The following is a 20798-nucleotide window of genomic DNA, read 5'->3' on the forward strand; positions in this document are numbered from 1 at the left end:
CTCCCACGCTGAGGCGACTTGCTGACGGCGTCTGGGCGTATATCCAGCCGCACGGCGGCTGGATGGTCAACAACATGGGAGTCATCGAGACCCCGATCGGCAACATCAGCATCGACACGACCTCCACCGAGCGGAGGATGCACGCCTACCTGCGCTCGATGCGGGAGGCCACCGGGAGGGACCTGCGGTACATCGTCTACACGCATTCCCATCCCGACCACAGCAACGGCGCTTCCATGGTGCCCGATGCCGACGTGATCGCTCATCGCGAGGCCGCGGCGGAGCTGCAGCGCCCCCAACCGGTACCGTCGCACGTTTTCGAGCGGTTCGTGCGGGGCGACATCCAGCCGCGCCCGCCGACCGTCGTCTTCGACGATTCCCTGACGCTGCACGCCGGGGACCACACCGTGCGGATCGTCCACCCCGGCGACACCGCACACACGAAGGGCGACGCGTACGTCTGGCTGCCCGAGTCGCGTGTCCTCTTCGCCGGGGACCTGATCTTCCATGGCGGGACGCCGTTTCTCATGTCGGGTTCGCCGCGCGGCTGGCTGGCTGCCCTGGATGGACTGAGAGCTCTCCAGCCTGCGGTCATCGTCCCGGGACATGGCGACATCGGCGGTCCTGAGCTGATCGACGAGGTGGCCGGCTACTTGCGGTTCGTGGTCGAGGCGGCTGCGTCCGCCCGCGCTCGTGGGCTCAGCCCGCTGCAGGCTGCCCAGCAGCTCGACCTCGCGCGCTTCGCGGGGCTGCTCGATCCCGAGCGCATCGTCGGCAACCTCCACCGGGCGTACGCAGAGCTGGACGGCACGCAGATCGATCCGGACACCATCTTCCAGGAGATGTACGAGTTCAACGGGAAGCGGCCCTTGGAGTGCCACGCGTGAGACCTCTGAGCGCGGCCACCTTCCGTCCCAACAGAGAGGAGACAGCATGGTTCGCATCACCCGCTGGCGGCACGAAGGGGTGGAACGCGGCGGATTCGTCCACGATGGTGCGGTCTTCGCCCTCCCCGGTCGGGATCCGGTCAACGATCTGCTCGAGGCCGGACTCTCCGCAACGCTACGCATCGCCGACAACACGCTCGGCGCCGCGGCCGGACACCACCTGGCGGACGTCGATCTGCTGCCGCCGCTCCAGCCGAGGTCCATCAGGGACTTCGTCACGTTCGAGGAGCACGTCGAGGGGATCGTCCGGCGGATGAGCGACCAAGCCGTCGTCGTCGACGAGTGGTATCAGGCGCCCACGTTCTACTTCACGAACCCCCACACAGTCCGCGCCACGGACGAGCAGATCGGCATCCCCGCCGGGTGTCAGGAGCTGGACTACGAGGCGGAGGTCGGTATCGTCATCGGGCGCATGCCGGGCAGCTCTGGCACAAATCTGGACTACGACGACGCCCAGGCGCACATCTTCGGCCTCACGGTGCTCAACGACTGGTCGGCCCGTGATCTTCAGCTCCGGGAGATGCGGGTGGGCCTCGGCCCGTGCAAGGGCAAGGATTTCGCCACCACGCTCGGTCCCTGGATCGTCACCGCCGATGAGTTCGCACCACGCTTCACGGACGACGGTTTCCTGCCCCTCGCGATGCGTGTCCGTGTCAATGGGCACGAGTACGGCTCCGACCTGCTGTCCAACATGGGCTGGCCACTGAGCGATCTGGTGCGCTACGCGTCCGCGGACTCTCGCGTAGTGCCGGGCGACGTGCTGGGGACGGGGACATGCGGTCGGGGATGCCTCGCCGAGCTGTGGGGACGCAAGGGGGACCTGACGCCACCCCCGCTCGTGCCGGGCGACGTCGTCGAGGTGGAGGTCGAGGGAATCGGCACGATCCGCAACAGCATCGGACCCCGCAGGGAGGCTCTCACGCTCGTTCCGGCGCGACACCGCGACCGAACGCGTCCCAGAGCGCAGCGATGACGCGTGAATCTCGGCCGCTCGCCCAGCATCACCGCAGGTCAGCGACCCGATCTACGGCTGTGGTACCAGGGGTCGTCATGCGCCCAGCGACGAGCCCAGGTCGAGGCGAATACGGTCGATGGTCTGCTGTAGCTCGGCCTCGATGCGTGCCATCTCCAAGGTGTCGGCGATGCGGGCCGGCAGGGCCAGTGCGATCACCAGCGGGATGGAGTCCCCCGGCGGAAACACCGGGGCGGCGATGGACGCCACGCCGGGGATCACGCCGCCGGAGGTGACGGCGGCGCCGCGGTTCTTGACCTCGGCCCGTATCCGCTCCAGGTCGGCGTCGGTCGGCAGGCGTTCCAAGTCTGTCGACAGCTGGCTTTCCAGGACTGGTCGCGTGAGGGAGTCGGGCAGGTAGGCCAGGTAGACGCGGCCGACCGAGGAGGTCAACAGCGGGAGGGTGGCGCCAACGCGCACCGTGATAGGCAGGGCGTAGGACCCGTAGTCCCAGCGAACCAGAATCGGTCCGTGGTCACCCCAGACGGCGAGGTTGACGGCGTGGGAGGTTCGGTCGCGCAGACCGGGGAGATGTTCGGAGACCAGCCCGACCTCATCGAGGCGACGCAGGGACTCGACACCAATTCGGCGCATCGCTGGACCAAGGTCGTACAGCCCGGACCGGTGGGACTGCACGACCAGCCCGGTACGGACCAGGCTCACCAGGTAGCGGTGGGCCTTGCTCGCACCCATGTTGGTGGCGTGAGCGATCTGGGTCAGGCTCATGGGGCCAAGGCCACGTTCGATGGCCTCGACGATGGACATGGCCAGTTCGACGGACTGGATGCCCTGCTGCTGGCCCTTGGGCGACTCCTCGGGCGGCTGGAGCACATCGTCCGTCTGCACAGTGGGGAGTCTAGCGGGGGCTCGGCGGCGTCGACGGCGGGCTGTCGGTGGTATCCGGGGTGAGCACGAAGTCAAAGTTGCATCGCCAGACGGTGTCCTGGTCAGCTCGCTCGTAGCTGGTCACCAGGGAATGCTTGACTCCGAATACTGCGTCGGAGCCGAGGTATTCGTCACCGGCGGCGAACGTATGTGTGACCAGGCGTTCGTGGTTGGCGGCGGTGATGAGGAAGTGCATGTGCGCCGGCCGGTATGGGTGGCGGCCGAGCGCGCTCAGGAGCGCCCCAACTGGGCCGTCGTCGGGGATCGGGTAGGACGTTGGCTTGATTCCGCGAAATGCGTATGTGCCGTCAGTGCCGGTGATGAACCGGCCGCGGTTGTTCCACTGGGGTTGGATGCCAGGTTGTTGTACGTCGTAGTACCCGTCGGCGTTGTCTGACCATACGTCGACGCATGCGCCTGCGATGGGAGAGCCGCTGAGGTCAACGACGCGGCCGGTGAACTGGCAGCTTTCACCCTTGCCGTCGAGGGTGATGTTTTCGCCCATGTCGCGGATAGGTGCGCCCTTCACGTGGAACGGGCCGAAGACGGTGCTGTCGGTCGCGCCGGTGGGTCGGCGGTGGTTGATCGCGTCCACGAGCATGGACAGTCCGAGCACGTCGGAGAGCAGGATGAACTCCTGTCGCTCCTGGCTGCACAGCTGCCCGGTGCTGGTCAGGAACGTGATGGCGTACTCCCACTCGGACTCGGTGAGCGCGACGTCCTTGGCGAACGCATGCAGGTGCTCGATGAGGGAGGTCATCACTTGGGCCAGGCGCGGGTTGGCGTCGAGGTTGGTGCGTTCGACGACTGCCTCGACGGAGCGTTGCTCGGTGAAGTAGGTCATGGGGTGCCTACGGGGGAGGCGAGTGAGCCAGGTCGGTGGCCCGCCCACGCGTCTTGGAGCAAGGCGCGGATGTTCTGACGGTCCAGGGGGCGGGGGGTCCAGTACGCGGAGGTGAGGGCGAGGTCTGCGACGCGGTCCAGGTCGGCTTCGGCCACTCCCAGGTCGCTGAGCCGCTGTGGGGCACCGATGGCGGTGGTGAAGTCGTGCAGGGTCGCACCGAGCGGGGTGCCGAACAGGTCGCGTGCCGGGGCGAGCTGTGGGGCGGCTGCCTCGGCGACGAAAGCGATCGTGTGGGGCAGGAGGATCGCGTGGGTGGGGGCGTGGGGCAGGTCGAGGCTGCCGCCGAGTGTGTGGCAGAGCTTGTGGTGCACGGACATGCCGACACCACCGAGCACCGTCCCGCAAAGCCATGCCCCATACAGGGCGGCGTCGCGCGCATGCTGGTCGCTGGGGTCACGGTGCAGGGCGGGCAACGCGTCGCGGAAGGCCCGGAGCCCCTCGGTGGCCAGCACGGCGAAGACGGGGCTTCCGTCGCGGGCGTAGAGGCCTTCAAGAGCGTGCGCCATCGCGTTCAGGCCGCTGGTCACGGTCAGGGCCGCGGGCAGCGTGTCGGTCAGGGAGGGGTCGTAGATGACGACCTCGGGCAGGATTTCCAGCCCGCTGCGAGTGGTCTTCACGCCGTGTTCGGTCTCGCCGAGAACGGGGGTGACCTCTGACCCGGCGTAGGTGGTCGGGACCACGACCTGGGGTACACCGGTGCGGCTTGCGATCGCTTTGCCGAGCCCCGTGGTGGAGCCGCCGCCGAGGGCCACGACTCCGTCGGCGTTGGTCTCACGCAGTGCGGTGACAGCCTGGGCAGTCACGGCAACCGGCGTGTGCATGGTCGCGTTGGTGAACACGCCTGCGGCGAGGTCGCCCAGGGATGAGGCCAGCTCGGCGCCCTGCTCGGCCTGTTCGGGGGAGGTGAGGACCAGCGCGCGGCGCACCCCGGCCCGTTTGACCTCTTCGGGAACCTGGGCCAGCGAGCCGCGCCCGAACACGATGCGCGCCGGCCCGGTCGTGTGGGTGAACCCGTCCAGTGCGGCGCCCGTCGTAGTGCTCGTTGTGGTGTTCATCGGCCGAGCCCGAACAGGGACACGGCGTTGGTGCGACCGATCTTGGTGCGGTCCGCCTCTGAGAGGGAAGCCGCGTCGAACCAGTCGGCGGCGTGGTCGATGTTCTCAAAGGGCCAGTCGGTCGAGAACATGATCCGGTCGGCGCCGAGCTCGAGGATGGCGTCGATGAGGGATTGGGTGCGGAAGTTGCCTGAGGTGGTGATGTGGAAGTTCTCGGTGAAGTAGTCGACGAAGCGACGTTTGGCCGGGTAGGTAGGTGGCAGGTCGACCCAGGCGTTGCGGTGGTCCATGCGCCAAAGCATTGCCGGGATTCCTTCACCCATGTGGCCGATGACGATCTGCAATGAGGAATGGTCGTCGAAAAGGCCGCAGGCCATGAGTCGCAGCGCGTGCACGGCGGTCTCCTGCGCGAACGCCCACGTGGGGCCGAGCAGCCACGGGTGGTTGTCGTAGATGCGTGCGTCCTGCGCGAGGGGGTTGCGCGGGTGCAGGTAGAACGGCACGTCGAGCCGTGCGACCTCGGCCCAGAAGGGGCGGTACTGCGGCAGATCGTAGTAGAGCGGTTCCTGCCCGTTGCCGTGCTGGTCGTCTTGGGAGAACCCGTTGACGAGGGCTCCGACAAACCCGAGGTCAGTGATGCATCGTTGCAGCTCCTGGGCTGCGGCGTCGGGGTCCTGCAACGGCAGGGCCGCGAAGGCCCGGAACCGGTCGGGACGTTTGGCGCACTCCTCGGCGAGGGCGTCGTTGGCTCGTCGGGCGACCTCGATCGCGCGTTTCCGGTCCGGGATGGCCTGAACGGCGGGTGCGTTCAGGGACAGGATCATCGTCTCGATCCCGTGCTCGTCCATCAGGGTCAGGCGCCGGTCCTGGATGTCAAGGAGTCGGTCTTGCAGCTCGTCCCAGTAGGTGCCGGGCACGAAGCCCGCGGAGTCCATAAGGGTCTCGGGGATCGCCCAGTGCTCTTCGAGCGCGATCTTGCCTTGCATGATGTTCTCCTTGTCGGGTGAGGTGGTCAAGCGGGCGCGCTGAGCTGGCCGAGGAGATCCTTGGTGAGGGTGCTGAGCTCGTCTACGTCGCTGGCCAGGGCGTAGATGTAGCTGTCTGGGCGCACGATGGCGGCGACGCAGCCCGTCACGGCAAACCAGCGGCTGTAGATCCCGCCGGTGTCGGACAGGTCGGCAGGTTCGAACATGGACGCGAACCCGAAGACGACTTCGCGGCCGCCCAGGGCGCGGAAGGCGGCGCGCGTGTCGTCGGCAAGGGTGGCGATGGTGGCGGCGCCATCGACGACCAGCAGCCACCCGGTGCCAACCACGTCATCAAACAGGGCGGTGTGTTCGGCTGAGGAGACGAGCCCTTGCGGAAAGAGTTCGCCGCCGCTGACGATGAGGCCGCCGCTCAGGGCCGGGTACTCCAACTTGTCCGGTTTCTGGTTCGCTCGGCGGGCTGCGATCATCTGGGCGTCGCGGCGTTCGGCGTCCTCAACGTCCCGCATCGTCTGGACCCGACCAAGCTCGATAGCCTTCTCCGTGATGAACCGGACGTGCGGCTCCCTTTCGAGCTGGTAGGTGTCGAGCAGTTCGTCGGGGCCGCCGGCCAGGACCGTCTGAAGCTTCCAGCCGAGATTTCTGGCGTCGCGAATCCCCGAGACCATCCCTTGGGCCAGGAACGGTGGCATCTGGTGGGCTGCGTCACCGGCGAGAAGGACCCGGTCCTGCCGCCACTGCTGGGCGATGCAGGAGCGGAAAGTGTAGTTCGCAGTGCGGATCAGCTCGGCGTCGTCGCGGGTGAGGTAGTCGCCAACTCGCGCCCAGACCCGGTCCGTCTGGATGGCGTCCTCGGGGGAGGTGTCGGCCTCGAGCCGGAAGGAGAGCCGGTGGTGACGGGGGCCGATGTTGACGATGGCGATCGGTTCAGCGGGATTGCACACTTGACGGAAGGTGGGCAGGCCGGGGACGTCGTGGCTCAGTCGGAAGTCGCACACGAGCCAGTTCTCGAAGAACCCGTAGTCGTCGAGGTCGACACCGATTGCGTTGCGTACCGAACTGTTACCGCCGTCGCACCCAACCACGTATCGGGCATGGACACGGTGTTCGGTCCCGTGGCTGTCTCGCGCGGTCACCGTGACGTGGTCAGGGTGCTGGTCGATGCCCGTGACTTGGCTGCCGCGTCGTACCTGGACGGTGGGAAGGGTCTGGAGCAGGTCATCCAGCACGGTTTCGATGTGGGGTTGGTACATCATGTACTGGGCTGGCCAGCCGCACCGGCCGGGGTTGTCGAACTCGATGTCAAGCAGAACGTCGTCCTGCCCATTGACCCAGATGTAACCAGGCTGGACATTGGTGCCGGCGAGCATCTTCTCGGCAACGCCCAACTTCTGGAAAGTGCGCATGGTCTCATCGTCGAATGCTGCGGCTCGCGGCAGGTTGTAACGGCCGTCGTAGCGTTCGAGTGCGAGGACGCTGATTCCTTGCTGGCCGAGGAGGGCGGACAGGCTCATACCGGTGGGGCCGTATCCGACGACGACAACGTCGACGTCGACCGGGGTGGGCATCATGGTTCGCTCGTTCGCTTGTTCGCTGGCTGTGAAGGTCATGCGTTGGCTCGTGCGGCTTCGGGGGCGCCCGGGGCGTCGTGCTGTCCGGACACGGGTCGTCCGGCCCCGATCAGGGGGACGCACGCAGCCAGGAGGGCGCCGACGACACCAGGGATGGCGAACAGATAGAAGTTCCAGGACACACCCAGCGACGAGGACAGGATCGCGCCACCCATGGAGGGGCCGACGATTGCGCCGAAGCGTCCGACGGACAGCGCCCAGCCGATGGCGGGGCCGCGAAGGTGGTCGGGGTAGCGAGTGACGATGAAGGCGTTGGTGAGGACCTGTGAACCGATGAAGCCCAGGCCGCTGACGAACATGAGCACGAAGAGCAAGGGAAGCGGCGGCTTCAGGGTCATCAGGAGAAGGGCAGCGGCGCCGGCGAGGAATGAGGTCACGACGACGGGCTTGATGCCGAGCCGTCCAGCAAGGCGTCCCCCGGCGACCATGCCGACGGCGGCGCCAACCCACATCGCTGCGGCTTGGAGCAGGGAGGAGCCCAGGGAGTAGCCGGCCGCTTGCATGATGGTGGGCAGCCACGTACTGATGCCGAATACGAGCATCAGACCGCAGAAGGAGATGGCCCAGAAGAGCAGCGTCGGCAGCCACACACCGCTGCCGAACAGGGAGCGCAGGCCGCCGACGTCGCCGCGCTGGGTTGTGAGCTTTGTGGTAGCTGGGGTGTAGGGGCTTTCGGGAAGTACTCGGATGGCGAGCGGGAGAAGGACGATGGCGGGCAGGGCGCCGGCACCGTAGATCCACCGCCACGACGCCTCGGGCAGCAGGAAGCTTGCGAGCAGGGCGGCGAGGAGGGCGCCTCCTGCATAGCCGGCCATCATCGCGCCCACGTTGCGGGTGCGTCGCTCGGGGGCGGAGAGGTCCGCGATGTATGCGGTCAGGGTGGGCAGGACGATGCCGACGCCAAGGCCGACGACGGTACGGGCGAGGCCGAAAAGGCCGAAGGTGTGCGCGACGGCGCAGACCAGCATGCCGATCGAGAAGAGTCCGGCTCCACCGAGCAGGAGTCGTCGGCTTCCGACCTTGCGGATGAGCAGGGCGCAGAGGCTGGCCCCGACGAGCATCCCGATGGCGAGTAGGGACCCGACGTAGCCGGCGGACTGCTTCGTCACGTTCAGATCGGACTCGAGAAGGGAGGGGATGGTGACGCCGTACGAGGCGAGGTCATACCCCTCCAGGGCAGCGAACACGGCGGCGATAAGCAGGACTGGGAGCTCGCGCCGGGATCCGGCGCCATTGCCGGACAGCGTGACGGACATGGTGATTCTCCTAGCGAAGAAGGTGTGCCGTGTGGTGATGAGTGCGCTGGTGCGCTGACAGCAAGGTAGAGTTCACCTATACGAAAGTCAATGCATAATTGTGAAATTGCTTCTCGCCCGCGCCCGCTCGAGGCGCACGACAGGCCGCGGATGGTATTGACCGGCCAGTACAGCAGCGGGAAGTCGAGCCTGGTCAAGGCGCTGACCGACGGCCCGGTGAAGCCGATGATCGACGCGGACATCGCCACGGACCGCGTGACCGAGTACCCATGGGACCGCGCGGTCGTGCTCGTTGACACGCCTAGGGTGCAGCCCGGAATGCGCTCACACGACGACCTCGCGCTGGGAGCAAGTCGTCGCTACCGAGCAGTCGCAGGGTGACGTTGCTGAACAGCAGACGCCCGAGACGGTGACGCGGACGCGGACCTCGCCGGGGCCGGGGACGGGGTCAGGGAGTTCGCTGACGTGCAGGACATCGGCGGCGGGGCCCTGGTCGTCGTACCCGGATGCAAGCACGGGGGCACCTCCGTGGGCAGTCAGCTCGCGGGAGTGGCGGGCGCATGTAGATCGCTGTCGGTTCATGCGGTGCTGAATGCGGGCGGTTCCTCCCCGAGGGTCTCGCGCAGCCATGTCCGTTCGGCGCGGCTGGTGGCGCGGGCGGTGCGCAGCATGCCCCGCCGGTAGGGGTCGGCGATCTCCTCGGCACGCAGGGGCCGCTCGTTGTCGTAGAAGAAGCTCGCCGGTTCTTCCAGGAATTCCAGCCGTCTGCGCAGCACCGCGTGCTGTTCGGCCACGTCGGGCAGGTGGGAGAGGAATGCCAGGACGATGTAGAACCGGGTGAAGTCGGTGATCTCGTGGTCGGCAGGCTTGCGCAGGCGCTGAAGCATTTCGGCCCGTCCGGCCGCGGTCAGCCTGAGCACGTACCGGGCCGCCCCCGCGGCCGGGTCGGCGCGCCGCTCGATCAAGCCCGCCTTGGTCAGGCGATTGATTGCCGGATACAGGCTGCCGTCACTGACCGGCCGCGTATAGCCGGTCAGCTGTGAGACGCGGCGGCGCAGCTCGTGTCCGGGCAGCAGGGCCTCGGCCAGGAAGCCAAGTATCGCGAGTTCCAGCATCAGTCCATCCTCGCACGCGGACATCGATTCGATGTGAACATCGATTCGATGTTACGCTCGCGGGTACCCGCCCAAACGTCTCTGGAGAGGCACAGCATGATGCCGTCGCAGTCCACCGAGTCAGTGATGAACCGCTTCGTCGAGTTCATCAACACGGGCAACGAGGATCTCGCCCGCGAGGTCATTTCTCCGGACGCGGTGTTCCACGCACCCAGTCACCCGGAACCACTGCGGGGGCCCGATGGGTACATGGAAGTCCTCGGGATGATGCGCGGCGGCTTCTCGGATGTGGCGTGGACGCTGGAGGAGACGGTCACCGAAGGCGACACAGTGGCCGCGCGGTTCACCATGCGGGGAACCCACGACGGTGAATTCTTCGGGATCCCGGCGAGCGGCAACAAGATCTCGGTGCAGGCCATGAACTTCTACTACCTGGCCGACGGCCGGATCGTCGGCGAGCGGGGCCAGCCCGACCTCCTCGGGGTGATGCAGCAGATCGGTGCCCTACCGGCGTCGTGAACCTCGTAGCGCCGGGTGAGCCTTCTGTCGCGCGGGATTGCCGCTACCGGGAGGGGCCCGTACGGCGCGGTGGCAGAGGGCGAAGGCCCGCACCGGGGCGCGGGCGCCGGCGCAGGTTCACCGCAAGAGGTCGGTCGTCTTCTTGATCCGGCGTCTTCGCGCAGACAGCGCCCGTTGCGGCGAGAGCTGTACGCCTTGTCACCGCTGACGTGACCGGGCCGGGTGTGGGAGTGCTCGCCCTGCGGGCGAATACTGCAACCTCGAATACCGAAACTCCACCAGTGGCATCGGGAGACGGTCGACGTCGTATGTGGCGCGGTGATCGGCACACGATCGGCCCGGCAGGAGGTCGTCGCGGGGCTTTCGATCGGCGGAGAGCTACCGATCGTGGGAATGGCCACGCCGCTGTCGCCATCAGCCCGCCGGCCGGTGAGCATCCATGGCCGGCGCGGGTGGCACGGACTGCGCTTTCCCGCTTCATGCCGCCCGCGGCGACGTCGTCTGAGCGGGCGACGGGAATCGAACCCGCGTGATTAGTTTGGAAGACTAAGGCTCTACCATTGAGCTACGCCCGCAAGCCCGCGCTCGAAGCACGGTGCGGGCGTTACCTTAGCAAACCTCGCGGCCTGCCAGCGGTTCCGCCCGCGCGTCGCCGCCAGTCCGCGGGCCGCCTCACGAGACCCGGGTACCTTCCGGCGCAGCCTGGTCGACGTCGGTCCACACCTCCGTCATGTCGACGATGAGCCCGTCGCGCACGGTGATGAACGTCGCCACCTCGAAGTGCTGCTGCTCGCCGTCGGCCATGCCCGTCACGTGCGCACGGCCGACAGCACGCTCCCGCTCGGCCACGCAGTCCTCGAGCCGGAAGTTCTGGAAGCCCGGGTACTCCGCGTTGAGCCGCACCCACGAATCGGCGTCGAACGTCTCGCCAGTGTGGACGTAGTGGCAGGTGAACGCGGGATCGAGCAGGCTCGGCAGGTCGTCCCACCGGTGCCCGTCGATGACGTCTGCGAGCCGCTCCATGACCTCTCGTGCTGACATCGACGCAGGATGTCACACCCCGCCCACCTCCCGCCCAACCGCCCGGAACGCGTCCAGTGCCGTCCGCACGGCGAGGCGCTCCGCGTGGTCGGGGCGCAGGATCGCGATGATCCAGCGCGCCGCGGCCATGCCGTGCACGGGCCGGAGCGTGAGGCCGGCGCCCGGCGTCGTCGAGTAGCGGGGGAGGACAGCGACCCGGTCGCTCGCGGCGACCAGGGCCTCGATGAGCCGGTTGTCCCGCAGCCGCTGCGCCACCTGGACGGGTTGGCCCGCCGCCGTCTCGACGGCGATCCGCAGCCCGTCGAACGGATACCCGAGCGGCACGCCGTACCACTCGTAGGCGACCAGATCCCGGGCCGTGACCCGCGCCTTGGCGGCCAGCGGGTGGTCGGCGCGCACCGCGATGTCGAGCGGCTCGCGCAGCAGTGCCGCCGTCACCAGATGCTCGGCTCCCGCCGGCACGGGGCCGGTGAAGCTGTGGCCGATCACGATGTCGTGGTCCGCGACCATCCCCGAGTACTCCGACTCGGCGATGTCCAGGTCGGTGCACTCGAGCTCGACAGCCGTGGCGGCGAGCCGGTCCAGCACCCCGGGCAGCAGCACCGTCGCCGCGCTGGGCAGCGTCGCCACGCGCACCGTGCCCGACGCCGAGCCCATGAACTCGTCCCATCGCGCCTGCACCTGAGCGACGGTGCGGGAGAGCTCACGACCGCCGTCGGCCAGGAGACGGCCCGCCTCGGTGAGGCGCAGCCCCCGGCCGTGCGGCTCGACGAGCGGGACGCCCCGCAGCTCGCGCTGCGCGGTGCGCAGCTGCTGCGACACGGCCGACGGCGTCCGGTGAGTCGCCCGGGCCACGGCCGTGACGGACCCGCGGTCGGCGAGCTCGCGCAGCAGGTCGAGGTGGCGCGGGTCCACGCGGGAGAGGTCATGGCCACGACGATCATCCATGTAGGCAGCCTACAAGGAGGTGTAGAACATTTCGCTTGTCCTTCATCACGGCTGGGCCGAGGCTGGTGCCATGCCGATCTCGCACCGCTTGCTCGCCGTGTCCGTCGCGGTCATGTGGGGACTCAACTTCATCGCCATCCACGCCTCGCTGGGGCAGTTCCCGCCGTTCCTGCTCGCCGCGCTGCGGTTCGCGATCATCGCCGTGCCGACCATTCTGCTCGTGCCCCGGCCGCGGGTGCCGGTGCGGTGGCTGCTGGGCTACGGGATCGGGTTCGGCACCCTCCAGTTCCTGTTCCTCTACTGGGGCATGGCCGTGGGCATGCCGACGGGCCTCGCGTCGCTGGTGCTGCAGTCGTCGGCGCCGTTCACGGTGCTGCTCGGCGCGGCGGTGTTCCGTGACCGCGTGTCCGCCCGGCAGGTCGTGGGTCTCTCGGTCGCGACCCTCGGGCTCGCCGTGGTGGGCTGGTCCCAGGCGCAGGCCGCGGCGTTCGGACCGTTCCTCCTGGTCCTGGCCGGGGGCTTCGGCTGGGCGATCGGCAACGTGTCCAGCGCACGGGCCAAGGCGCCGAACCCGCTGCACCTGACCCTGTGGATGTCCGTGGTGCCGCCGGTGCCCATGCTGGCCCTGTCGCTGGTCATCGAGGGTCCCGACGCCATCGCCCGGTCGTTCGTGCCCGGACCGCACCTGGTGCCCGCGCTCCTGGGGCTCGCCTACACCGTGCTGATCGGCACGGTGGCCGGCTCCGGCGTCTGGACCTGGCTCATGGCCCGGCACCCCGCCGGCGTCGTCGCGCCGTTCTCCATGCTGGTTCCCGTGGTCGGCCTGAGCGCGTCGGCAATGCTGCTCGGCGAGGAGATCGGGGTGGGGACGGCGGTCGGCGCGGCGCTGGTCATCGTCGGAGTGCTCTGGGGCGCGCGGCGCCGGGCCGCGCGCCCCACCGGGCTACCCGCGCCGGAGCTCGCCGGCGGCGAGGCCGCCAGGCCCAAGACAGTCAGCCCCGAGCCCGCCAGCCCCGAGCCCGCCCGCCTCTGAGCCGCTCACCCCTTCACCGACCCCGACGCCAGCCCGGCAACGTAGTACCGCTGCAGCGCCACGTACAAGATCACGCACGGGATCATCGCGATCACCGACCCCGCCGCCAGCAGCCCGAAGTTCACCTGCCCGTACGCCCCCTGCTGCAGGTTCACCAACGCCACCGGCAGCGTGTACAAGCCAGAGTCGGTGAGGAACGTCAGCGCCCCGAGGAACTCCGTCCAGGACGCGAGGAACGCGTACAGCGCGGCGGTCGCCGTCCCCGGCACCACCAACGGCCGCAGCACCGACACCAGGATCCGCAGAGTCCCGGCGCCGTCCACATGGGCGGAGTCCTCGAGCTCGGCCGGCACCGCCGCGAACGTGTTGCGCATGACGAAGATGCCGAACGGCAGATTCACCGTCGTGTAGAACAGCACGAGGCCGAACAGGCTGTCCGTGAGACCCATGACGTTCATCTGCAGGTAGAGCGGCGTGAGGATCGCCTGGAACGGGATCATCAGCGTGACCAGCACCAGCCCGAACAGCACGCCGCGACCCCGGAACGGGAACTTCGCGAACCCGTACCCGGCCAGCGTGGCGAGCACCGCGGTGAGCACCGCCGTCGACACGGAGACGATCGCCGAGTTCAGGATGCCGCGCCACACCTCCGGCTGGTCGACGACCGCCCGGAAGTTGACCCAGGAGAGCTCGAAGAACCGCGAGTCCGGGGCGGCCACGATGACGTCGCCCGGCTGACCCGCCCGCACGAACGCGACCGCCAGCGGCACCAGGAACACCAGCGCGGCGAGCGTCCCGCCCACCACGTAGAGCGTGCGCTTGGCCCGGGTATCCCGCTCGGGCCCGCCGGACCCGGACCCAGGCCCGGGAGCGGGGGAGGAAGGACGACGCCGGACGGCGCCCGCACCCCGCGACGTCGAGACCTCGGTGACGGTAGCCATGTCAGCTCCTCTCCCGCAGCAGCCAGAACTGGGCCGCGGTGACCAGACCGGTGATGACGACCAGCACGAGCGACATGGCCGTGGCCGCGCCGAGCTGGAGCTGCACGAACGCCCGCCGGTAGATCGCCATGACGATGGTCGTCGTGTCCGACCCGGGTCCGCCCTGGGTCAGGATGTAGAACTGCGTGAACGCGAGGAACGACCCGATGACGGACAGGATCACGGTCATCGCGATCGTCCGGCGCAGCATCGGCACCGTGATCGACCACTCCCGCTGCCACCACGACGCGCCGTCCATCTCCGCCGACTCGTAGACCTCGCGCGGGATGCCCTGCATGCCGGACATGAGCAGCACCATCGTCAGGCCCGACGCGGCCCACACGACCATGACGCACAGCAGGCCGGTGGCCAGCGGCCCGTCGACCAGCCACGCCGTGGTGCCGTCGGTGATCCCGAGACCCTTGAGCACCACGTTGACCATGCCGCTGTTGGGCTGCGCCTCCAGCAGCAGGAGGAAGCTCAGCGTCGTCAGGCCGATGACGAACGGGACGAAGAAGATGGTGCGGAGCAGCGTCGCGCCGCGGCGGTTGGACCGCACGAGGACGGCGAGCGTGTAGCCGAGCGCCAGGATGGGCAGCGTGACGATCGCCGTGTACAGGAGCGTGTAGCCCAGCGCGTCCCAGAACGTCGGGTCGGTGAGCACCGACGCGTAGTTTTCGAGCCCGATGAAGCGGTAGGAGCCGATCAGCGGGAAGTTCGTCAGCGAGATGTAGACCGCCACGACGAGCGGCACGAACACGAAGACGACGACGAGCGCGACCGCCGGCGTGATGAGCGCCAGGCCCGTGCGGCGCGGATGGGTGAGGGTGCCGCGGCGCGGGTCGCGCACCGGCTGCGGGTCCTGGATCGTGGGGGCGCTCATGCCTGGGCCTGCCTCAGGATGCGGTCGTACGTGGACTGGGCCTCCTGCATCGCTGCATCGACCTCCCCGTCGAAGACGGCCTGGCGGAACATGCGCAGCCACGGCCCGTCCTGCTGGTTGTAGATGAGGTTGTAGGCCAGCGTCGTGGGCGCGTAGCCGGTCTCCAGCGCCTCGAGCGGCGGCACCACGAACGGGTAGCTCTCCGCGAACTCGGGCGTGACGACGTCGGACCGGACGGGGGAGTAGAAGCCCTCCGGCATCCGCGACTGCTGTTCGACGGCGACGGCGAACTTCATGAACTCCCACGCCGCCGAGGGGTTGCGCGCGCCATTGAGCAGGCAGAGGTTGTCCCCGCCGTCGAAGAACGCCCGCCCGCCGTCGGGGCCGGGCAGGAGGACGACCTGCGTGCGGTCCAGGAGGTCCTGGTCCGCGTTGGGGACGACGACGCCGTAGCCGGCCGGGAACATGCCCAGGCGTCCGGCGACGTAGTCGGCCGACCAGCGCGACGCGTCGTCGGCGAAGCTGCCGGGCGGCACGAGCTGCTCCGCCCACAGCGTCCGCTCCAGGTCGAGCGTGCGGCGCAGCGGCTCGTTGTCGACGACGTCGCCGCGCTGGCTGCCGACGTCGCCCGAGATGAGGTCGCGCCCGGTCGCCCAGACGTGGGGCTGGATGGTGAAGCCCATCGCGCCCGAGGCGTTGCCCGGGAACGACCAGCCGTAGACGCCCTCGTCGAGGCCCGTGATCGCGCGGGCGGCGTCGAGGATCCCGTCGAAGTCCGCCGTCGACTGCGCGACGTCGAGCCCCGCCCGCTCGAACAGCTCGGTGTTGCAGAACAGCACCGAGAAGTCGCCGATGAACGGCAGGCCGTACCGGCGTCCGCCCTTGGTGCTCAGCGCGAGGTGGCCCGGGCTCAGCGCGTTGCCGATGCCGAGCTCGTCGATGAGCGGCGTCAGGTCGGTGAAGGCGTCGCGATAGGCGAACAGGGTCGAGTAGATGTCGTCGATGTCGACGACGTCGGGCACCCGCCCGCCGCGGATCGCGGTGGCGAGCTTGGTGACGTACTGCCCGTTCTGGATGGGCGTGAGCGACACCCGGATCCGGTCCTGGGCCTGGTGGAACGCGTCGACGACGGCCTGCGTGCCGTTCACCGTGTCCGACCGGCACCACAGGTTGAGGGTCCCGCTCGCGTTCTCGCCGAAGCCGGCGGCCTCGACGTTCGCCGGGCGCAGCGTGCCGCCGCAGCCGGCCAGCGCGGCGGCCGCCGTCGCCGTGCCGGCCAGCGCGAGCAGCTGGCGTCTGGTGAGCTCCATTGCTCTCCTTCCTTGCCTCTCGGTGGTCGAGCTACCCCCGCCGTTGGTCGAGCTATCCCCGCCGTTGGTCGAGCTATCCCCGCCGTTGGTCGAGCTTGTCGAGACCTCGAAACCGGGTCTCGACAAGCTCGACCAGCGAGGGCAAGCTCGACCAGCGAGGGCAGGCTCGACCAGCGGGGGATGGGTCAGAGGGTGGGGACCCAGACCCGCATGGGCTGCGGGCCGCGGTTGGCCCACGCGTAGTACGGCACGGCGGTCAGGGTGACCTCGCGCGTCTCTACGGGGTCCGACGCCGGGGACGCCGTCCGGTACGGCACCTCGGCGTCCGGATCCGGCCCGGAGGCGACGGCGCCGGAAGCCCGCACGACGGTCACGCCCCCGAGCAGGTCGGGCCGGAACTCGTCGGACAGCGCGGCCGCGTCGTCGATCCGCAGGTCGTCGACGGCGGCGCCCTCCTCCTGGTCGGGCTGCTCCAGGGCGTAGACGAGCGGCCCGCGCTCGATCGCGACGCTGCCGCGCACGGCGTCGACGCGGGGGTCGGCGACGGTGAGGCGCGGCGTCATCGGCAGGTCCAGGACCACCGTGTCGCCCGCCGCGAACCGGCGCGTGCTGCGGGCGTACGTGCCGGCGGCGACGGGTGCGCCGTCGAGCGTGGCGCCGTCCGCCCAGGCGGGGACCCGCAGCGCGAGCGTCGTCTCGGCGTCGGGCGCCTCCTCGATGTGCAGGGCGATGCGGCCCTCGTCGGGGTAGCGGGTCTCCACGCGCAGGCGCAGCGTGCCGCCGTCGAGCGGGGCCGTGACCGTGCCGGGCGCGTACTGGTGGAGCTGCAGGCTGGGGCCGTCGGCGGTGGCCAGGTAGCCGGTGAGGCTGGAGACCGTGCGCATGATGTTCGGCGGGCAGCAGGCGCAGTTGAACCAGGTGCGGCGGCCGTGCGCGGGGTTGCGGTCCTCGTCGGGGTGGGCGTCGCCGCGGAGCTGCAGGGGGTTCACGTAGAAGTACTCGGTGCCGCTCAGCGAGACGCCGGCGAGGAACCCGTTCAGCAGCATGCGCTCGATCTGGTCGGCGTACCGGGCCTCGCCCGTGGCCAGGAGCATGCGCCACGCCCACTGCACGCCGCCGATTGCCGCGCAGGTCTCGGCGTAGCCGCGGTCGGTCGGCAGCTCGTACGGGTCGCCGAACGCCTCGCCCTCCCAGCGGGCACCGAGCCCGCCGGTCAGGTACTGCTTCCCGCGCTCCATGGAGCGGTACTGGGTGTCGAGCGCGGCGAGCAGCTCGGCGTCGCCGGTCTCGATGGCGACGTCGGCCGCGCCCGCCCCAAGGTAGACCGCGCGGACGGCGTGGCCCTCGACGGTGGTGGCCTCGCGGACCTTCACGCGGTCGGAGAAGTAGGTCGGCGCGTGGCCATGGGCCTCGATGATGCCGGTGCCGCGCGCCTCGACGAACCACTGTGCCAGGTCCAGGTAGGCCCGCGTGCCCGTCTCCCGGTACAGCTCGACCAGGCCCATCTCGACGACGGGGTGGCCGTCGACCTCGCGGAGCTGGCCCTCGCCGTCGCCAAAGGTGGCGACGAGATGGTCGGCGAGCCGGACGCCGACGTCGAGCAGCTCACGCCGGCCCGTCCCGCGGACCTGGGCGACCGCCGCCTGGAACAGGTGGCCGGCGCAGTACAGCTCGTGGCTCCAAGGCAGGTCGCTGTACCGGGGCACGTTCCGGAGCATGGGCACGGAGTCGAGGTAGCCGTCGTCGGCCTGCGCCGCCGCGAGCAGCGCGGTGACCCGAAGCTGGTCGTCCAGGAGCTGCTGGTCGGGCTCGCGGGCGTACTCCCAGGCGGCGGCCTCGAGCCACTTGTGGACGTCGGAGTCCGCGAAGATCGGGCCGATCGCCTCGCCGTCTGCCCGGCCCGCGGCGATCTCCAGGTTGCGGAGGTTCCCGGCTTTCTCGAGCTGCTCCAGGCCCTCGGGGATCGCGGCCGCCCGGTTGACGTCGGCCGTGCGGCGCCACAGGCCGCCGTCGACGGTGACCTGACCGACGGCGAGCGGCCGCAGCAGGACCCGGGCATTGCCGGACGGCTCGGCTGGTCCCCGCGTGGTGCCACTGGAGGTGAGGGTCGTCATCGATCTCTCCTTCGAGACGGAAACTAGGAATCCGATTTCCTAATGTACGGACGGACGCTGCGGGCGTCAAAGGTCTGGGAAGAATCGGGTGAGAACTGAGTGTTGAACTGCGTGGAGAGGTACGATGACGCTCACTCCGTCGGGCCTGTGTGGTGCGGCGGGCGGCGTCCGAGGAAATGGCGCGGGCGGAACGGGACCAGGAGGTCGGTGCGTGATGGAGCGGGGAACGGTGGTGCGGATCACCGACGTGGCGGCCCTTGCCGGGGTCGCGCCGAGCACGGTGTCCAAGGCGCTCAACGGCACCGGGTCCCTGCGCGAGAGCACCCGGGCGAAGGTCCGGGAGGCGGCGGAACGGCTCGGCTTCGTGCCCGACGCGACGGCGCGCTCCCTGTCGGCACGGCGCAGCTTCACCGTGGGGCTGCTCAGCACCGACTCCGCCGGCCGGTTCTCGCTGCCCGTGGTGCTCGGGGCCGAGAATGCGCTGGTCGGCGGCGAGCTGTCGGCGCTGCTGGCCACGGCGCGGCACGACCCGGTGCGCGAACAGCACCACGTGCGGGCGCTCGTGGCCCGGCGGGTCGACGGGATCATCGTCACCGGTCGCACCACCGAGCCGCGGGAGCCTATCCGGGTGCCTATGCCCGTGGTGTACGCGTTCGCGCCCTCCACGAATGCCGACGATGCGTCGGTGGTGCCCGACGACGCGACCGGCATGCGGCTGCTGGTCGAGCACCTGGTCGGGCTCGGCCGCCGTCGGATCGCGTATGTGGGCGGGCGCGCCGAGCAGGCGGCGTCCGTGGTGCGGCACGACACCCTGGCGGCGGAGCTCGCGGCACGCGGCCTGGAGCTGGTCGGGACGCCGCTGTACGGGGACTGGTCGGAGCAGTGGGGGCGGCGCGCTGTGGATGCGGTGCTCGGCTGGGATGTCGACGGCGGGGCTGGGGCGAGCGCGAGGGCTGGGGATGGGGCCGGCGTCGGGGGAGCGGCCGGCGTGGACGCCATCGTCTTCGCTTCGGACCAGCTCGCGCGGGGCGGCTGCGACCGGCTCCGGGAGCGCGGCCTGCGCGTGCCCGACGACGTCGCTGTGACCGGCTACGACGACTGGGAGGTCATGTCGCTGGCGAGCCGACCGCCGCTGACCACCGTCGACATGCAGCTCGAGCGGCTCGGCCAGCGCGCCGCCGAGCTCCTGATCGCGGCGATCGAGGGGCACCCGTTGCACGGCGTCGAGCGGCTGGCCCCGCGGCTGGTGGTGCGCGCGTCGACGCTGGGGGACGGGTAGCAGAGGTGACGGGTAATGCGTGTGCGGTGGCTGCTGCGGGGGACGTTACCCGCACAGGCGTGTTGCGGACAGTAGACACTGTCGACGGTCCGCAACATGTCCTCGGGAGAGGGCCTGGTCCGGACGGTCAGATCGCGTGATCACGGCCTGACCAGATGGAATGAGCCGGACGCGCCGGTGCGGATCCGTTACGATTCGTTCGACGCGCATGCGGTTGTTCGCGCGGGTCACGCGGACAGTGTCTGCGGACGACGGGCTGTGGCGCAGCTTGGTAGCGCATCTGCTTTGGGAGCAGAGGGTCGCTGGTTCGAATCCAGTCAGCCCGACCCATGCCCACCAGCACAGATACCCATCGGTGCTGGTGGGCTTCGTCGTCCCCGACGACCGAGGGAGCCTATTTGGGAGCCTATGCGGGTTCAGCATCGTGGCCGTTCTCCCTCACGACGTGCGCCGTGAGCTGCTCACCACCCGACTGGCGGCATCGCGACCCGTAGATCACCCCATACCGACGATGCCGCCAAGAGTGGAACGCCGTTCAATGGGTTGAAGGGGCGCGAGGACTGTTGATCAACGCCGCTCCGTGGCTTGCACCTCGCGCTGAGGCAAGGAGGCCTACCCATGAAGAAAATGCTAGCGGCCAGCGCACTGGCAGTAGCGGCAACGTTCCTCATCGCTCCGAGCGCATCAGCGACGATTCATCCGATCGTCGAATCAGCAGACTGTGCCAACTCGAGGGCCAATGAGGTACACCCGCTGGGCGACGTGGCCGAACCGCCGGGTCAGACCCCCGGACAGAACCACTCAGAGACCAGCACGCTGCGCGCGCTCCAGGAAGCAATCGACACGCCCGCCGCCTTCGGTCACAAGCTCAACGGTATTTGCGGACCGTAGAGAGAGGTG

The 20798-nt window shown here is 69.3% G+C and carries 20 protein-coding genes and 2 tRNA genes; 8 read left to right on the forward strand and 14 right to left on the reverse strand.

Annotation, left to right across the window (positions count from 1 at the left end):
• Window positions 1-62: 62 nt before the first annotated feature.
• On the forward strand, window positions 63-887 hold the full coding sequence (locus tag ACFT2C_RS08640; protein ID WP_377206628.1) for an MBL fold metallo-hydrolase: 825 nt from the start codon (window positions 63-65) through the stop codon (window positions 885-887).
• Window positions 888-933: 46 nt separating this feature from the next.
• The gene (locus tag ACFT2C_RS08645; protein WP_377206629.1) at window positions 934-1920 is read left to right on the forward strand and encodes a fumarylacetoacetate hydrolase family protein; all 987 of its coding nucleotides are present in this window, start codon (window positions 934-936) and stop codon (window positions 1918-1920) included.
• A 75-nt stretch (window positions 1921-1995) separates the two neighbouring features.
• Here ACFT2C_RS08645 and ACFT2C_RS08650 read toward each other — a convergent pair whose 3' ends face one another.
• Genes ACFT2C_RS08650 through ACFT2C_RS08675 form a run of 6 tightly spaced genes read right to left on the reverse strand, consistent with a single transcriptional unit; the run spans window position 1996 to window position 8676 of the window.
• The gene (locus ACFT2C_RS08650) at window positions 1996-2790 is read right to left on the reverse strand and encodes an IclR family transcriptional regulator (protein WP_377206630.1); all 795 of its coding nucleotides are present in this window, start codon (window positions 2788-2790) and stop codon (window positions 1996-1998) included.
• Between the two features lie 25 nt (window positions 2791-2815).
• Entirely contained in the window at window positions 2816-3688 is an 873-nt protein-coding gene (locus ACFT2C_RS08655) for a dioxygenase (RefSeq protein ID WP_377206631.1), read from the reverse strand.
• Window positions 3685-4803, reverse strand: coding sequence for a maleylacetate reductase (locus tag ACFT2C_RS08660; RefSeq protein WP_377206632.1), 1119 nt, complete (start codon window positions 4801-4803; stop codon window positions 3685-3687). The genes ACFT2C_RS08655 and ACFT2C_RS08660 overlap by 4 nt, the downstream gene beginning before the upstream one ends.
• A complete protein-coding gene (tsdA, locus tag ACFT2C_RS08665) occupies window positions 4800-5789 on the reverse strand; it encodes a gamma-resorcylate decarboxylase (protein WP_377206633.1) in 990 nt (329 codons plus the stop codon). Before tsdA ends, ACFT2C_RS08660 begins: the two co-directional genes overlap by 4 nt.
• A 26-nt stretch (window positions 5790-5815) precedes the next feature.
• Window positions 5816-7399: a bifunctional 3-(3-hydroxy-phenyl)propionate/3-hydroxycinnamic acid hydroxylase gene (locus ACFT2C_RS08670; RefSeq protein WP_377206634.1), complete on the reverse strand. Its 1584-nt coding sequence runs from the start codon at window positions 7397-7399 to the stop codon at window positions 5816-5818.
• Window positions 7396-8676: an MFS transporter gene (locus ACFT2C_RS08675; RefSeq protein ID WP_377206635.1), complete on the reverse strand. Its 1281-nt coding sequence runs from the start codon at window positions 8674-8676 to the stop codon at window positions 7396-7398. Before ACFT2C_RS08675 ends, ACFT2C_RS08670 begins: the two co-directional genes overlap by 4 nt.
• Window positions 8677-8826: 150 nt before the next feature.
• Here ACFT2C_RS08675 and ACFT2C_RS08680 point away from each other — a divergent pair, with 150 nt between their 5' ends.
• Window positions 8827-9057 carry a GTPase gene (locus ACFT2C_RS08680; RefSeq protein ID WP_377206636.1) on the forward strand — a complete coding sequence of 77 codons (231 nt, stop codon included), beginning with the start codon at window positions 8827-8829 and terminating at the stop codon, window positions 9055-9057.
• A 197-nt stretch (window positions 9058-9254) separates the two neighbouring features.
• On the opposite strand, the gene ACFT2C_RS08685 is transcribed toward ACFT2C_RS08680, so the two are convergent.
• Entirely contained in the window at window positions 9255-9791 is a 537-nt protein-coding gene (locus ACFT2C_RS08685; protein WP_377206637.1) for a PadR family transcriptional regulator, read from the reverse strand.
• Between the two features lie 126 nt (window positions 9792-9917).
• Here ACFT2C_RS08685 and ACFT2C_RS08690 point away from each other — a divergent pair, with 126 nt between their 5' ends.
• Window positions 9918-10310, forward strand: coding sequence for an ester cyclase (locus ACFT2C_RS08690; RefSeq protein WP_377206638.1), 393 nt, complete (start codon window positions 9918-9920; stop codon window positions 10308-10310).
• A 504-nt stretch (window positions 10311-10814) separates the two neighbouring features.
• Here the strand turns inward: ACFT2C_RS08690 and ACFT2C_RS08695 are convergent.
• From ACFT2C_RS08695 to ACFT2C_RS08705, 3 genes are all read right to left on the reverse strand, one after another.
• Window positions 10815-10885 (reverse strand) — tRNA-Gly (locus ACFT2C_RS08695).
• A 97-nt stretch (window positions 10886-10982) separates the two neighbouring features.
• Window positions 10983-11351 carry a nuclear transport factor 2 family protein gene (locus ACFT2C_RS08700; protein ID WP_377206639.1) on the reverse strand — a complete coding sequence of 123 codons (369 nt, stop codon included), beginning with the start codon at window positions 11349-11351 and terminating at the stop codon, window positions 10983-10985.
• A 12-nt stretch (window positions 11352-11363) separates the two neighbouring features.
• Window positions 11364-12299 (reverse strand): LysR family transcriptional regulator, encoded by a 936-nt coding sequence (locus ACFT2C_RS08705; protein ID WP_377206640.1) that lies wholly within the window; start codon window positions 12297-12299, stop codon window positions 11364-11366.
• A gap of 70 nt (window positions 12300-12369) precedes the next feature.
• On the opposite strand from ACFT2C_RS08705, the gene ACFT2C_RS08710 reads away from it, so the two are divergent.
• Window positions 12370-13332 (forward strand): EamA family transporter, encoded by a 963-nt coding sequence (locus ACFT2C_RS08710; RefSeq protein WP_377206641.1) that lies wholly within the window; start codon window positions 12370-12372, stop codon window positions 13330-13332.
• A 5-nt stretch (window positions 13333-13337) separates the two neighbouring features.
• Here the strand turns inward: ACFT2C_RS08710 and ACFT2C_RS08715 are convergent, their stop codons facing one another.
• The 4 genes from ACFT2C_RS08715 to ACFT2C_RS08730 all read right to left on the reverse strand — a co-directional run bounded on the left by ACFT2C_RS08715 (window position 13338) and on the right by ACFT2C_RS08730 (window position 18619).
• Window positions 13338-14273, reverse strand: a complete 936-nt coding sequence (locus ACFT2C_RS08715; protein WP_377206642.1) for a carbohydrate ABC transporter permease — start codon at window positions 14271-14273, stop codon at window positions 13338-13340.
• Window position 14274: 1 nt separating this feature from the next.
• A complete protein-coding gene (locus tag ACFT2C_RS08720) occupies window positions 14275-15195 on the reverse strand; it encodes a carbohydrate ABC transporter permease (protein WP_377206643.1) in 921 nt (306 codons plus the stop codon).
• Window positions 15192-16505 carry an ABC transporter substrate-binding protein gene (locus tag ACFT2C_RS08725; RefSeq protein WP_377206644.1) on the reverse strand — a complete coding sequence of 438 codons (1314 nt, stop codon included), beginning with the start codon at window positions 16503-16505 and terminating at the stop codon, window positions 15192-15194. Before ACFT2C_RS08725 ends, ACFT2C_RS08720 begins: the two co-directional genes overlap by 4 nt.
• Window positions 16506-16690: 185 nt before the next feature.
• A complete protein-coding gene (locus ACFT2C_RS08730) occupies window positions 16691-18619 on the reverse strand; it encodes a glycoside hydrolase family 127 protein (protein ID WP_377206645.1) in 1929 nt (642 codons plus the stop codon).
• A 214-nt stretch (window positions 18620-18833) separates the two neighbouring features.
• Here ACFT2C_RS08730 and ACFT2C_RS08735 point away from each other — a divergent pair, with 214 nt between their 5' ends.
• The 3 genes from ACFT2C_RS08735 (at window position 18834) to ACFT2C_RS08745 (ending at window position 20789) form a co-directional block, all read left to right on the forward strand.
• A complete protein-coding gene (locus tag ACFT2C_RS08735; protein ID WP_377206646.1) occupies window positions 18834-19898 on the forward strand; it encodes a LacI family DNA-binding transcriptional regulator in 1065 nt (354 codons plus the stop codon).
• A gap of 252 nt (window positions 19899-20150) precedes the next feature.
• Window positions 20151-20224, forward strand: a tRNA-Pro gene (locus tag ACFT2C_RS08740).
• A 292-nt stretch (window positions 20225-20516) separates the two neighbouring features.
• Window positions 20517-20789, forward strand: a complete 273-nt coding sequence (locus tag ACFT2C_RS08745; RefSeq protein WP_377206647.1) for a hypothetical protein — start codon at window positions 20517-20519, stop codon at window positions 20787-20789.
• Window positions 20790-20798: the final 9 nt, after the last annotated feature.

Origin of the sequence: Promicromonospora sp. NPDC057138, from assembly GCF_042670845.1 — a bacterium.
Lineage (GTDB): Bacteria > Actinomycetota > Actinomycetes > Actinomycetales > Cellulomonadaceae > Promicromonospora.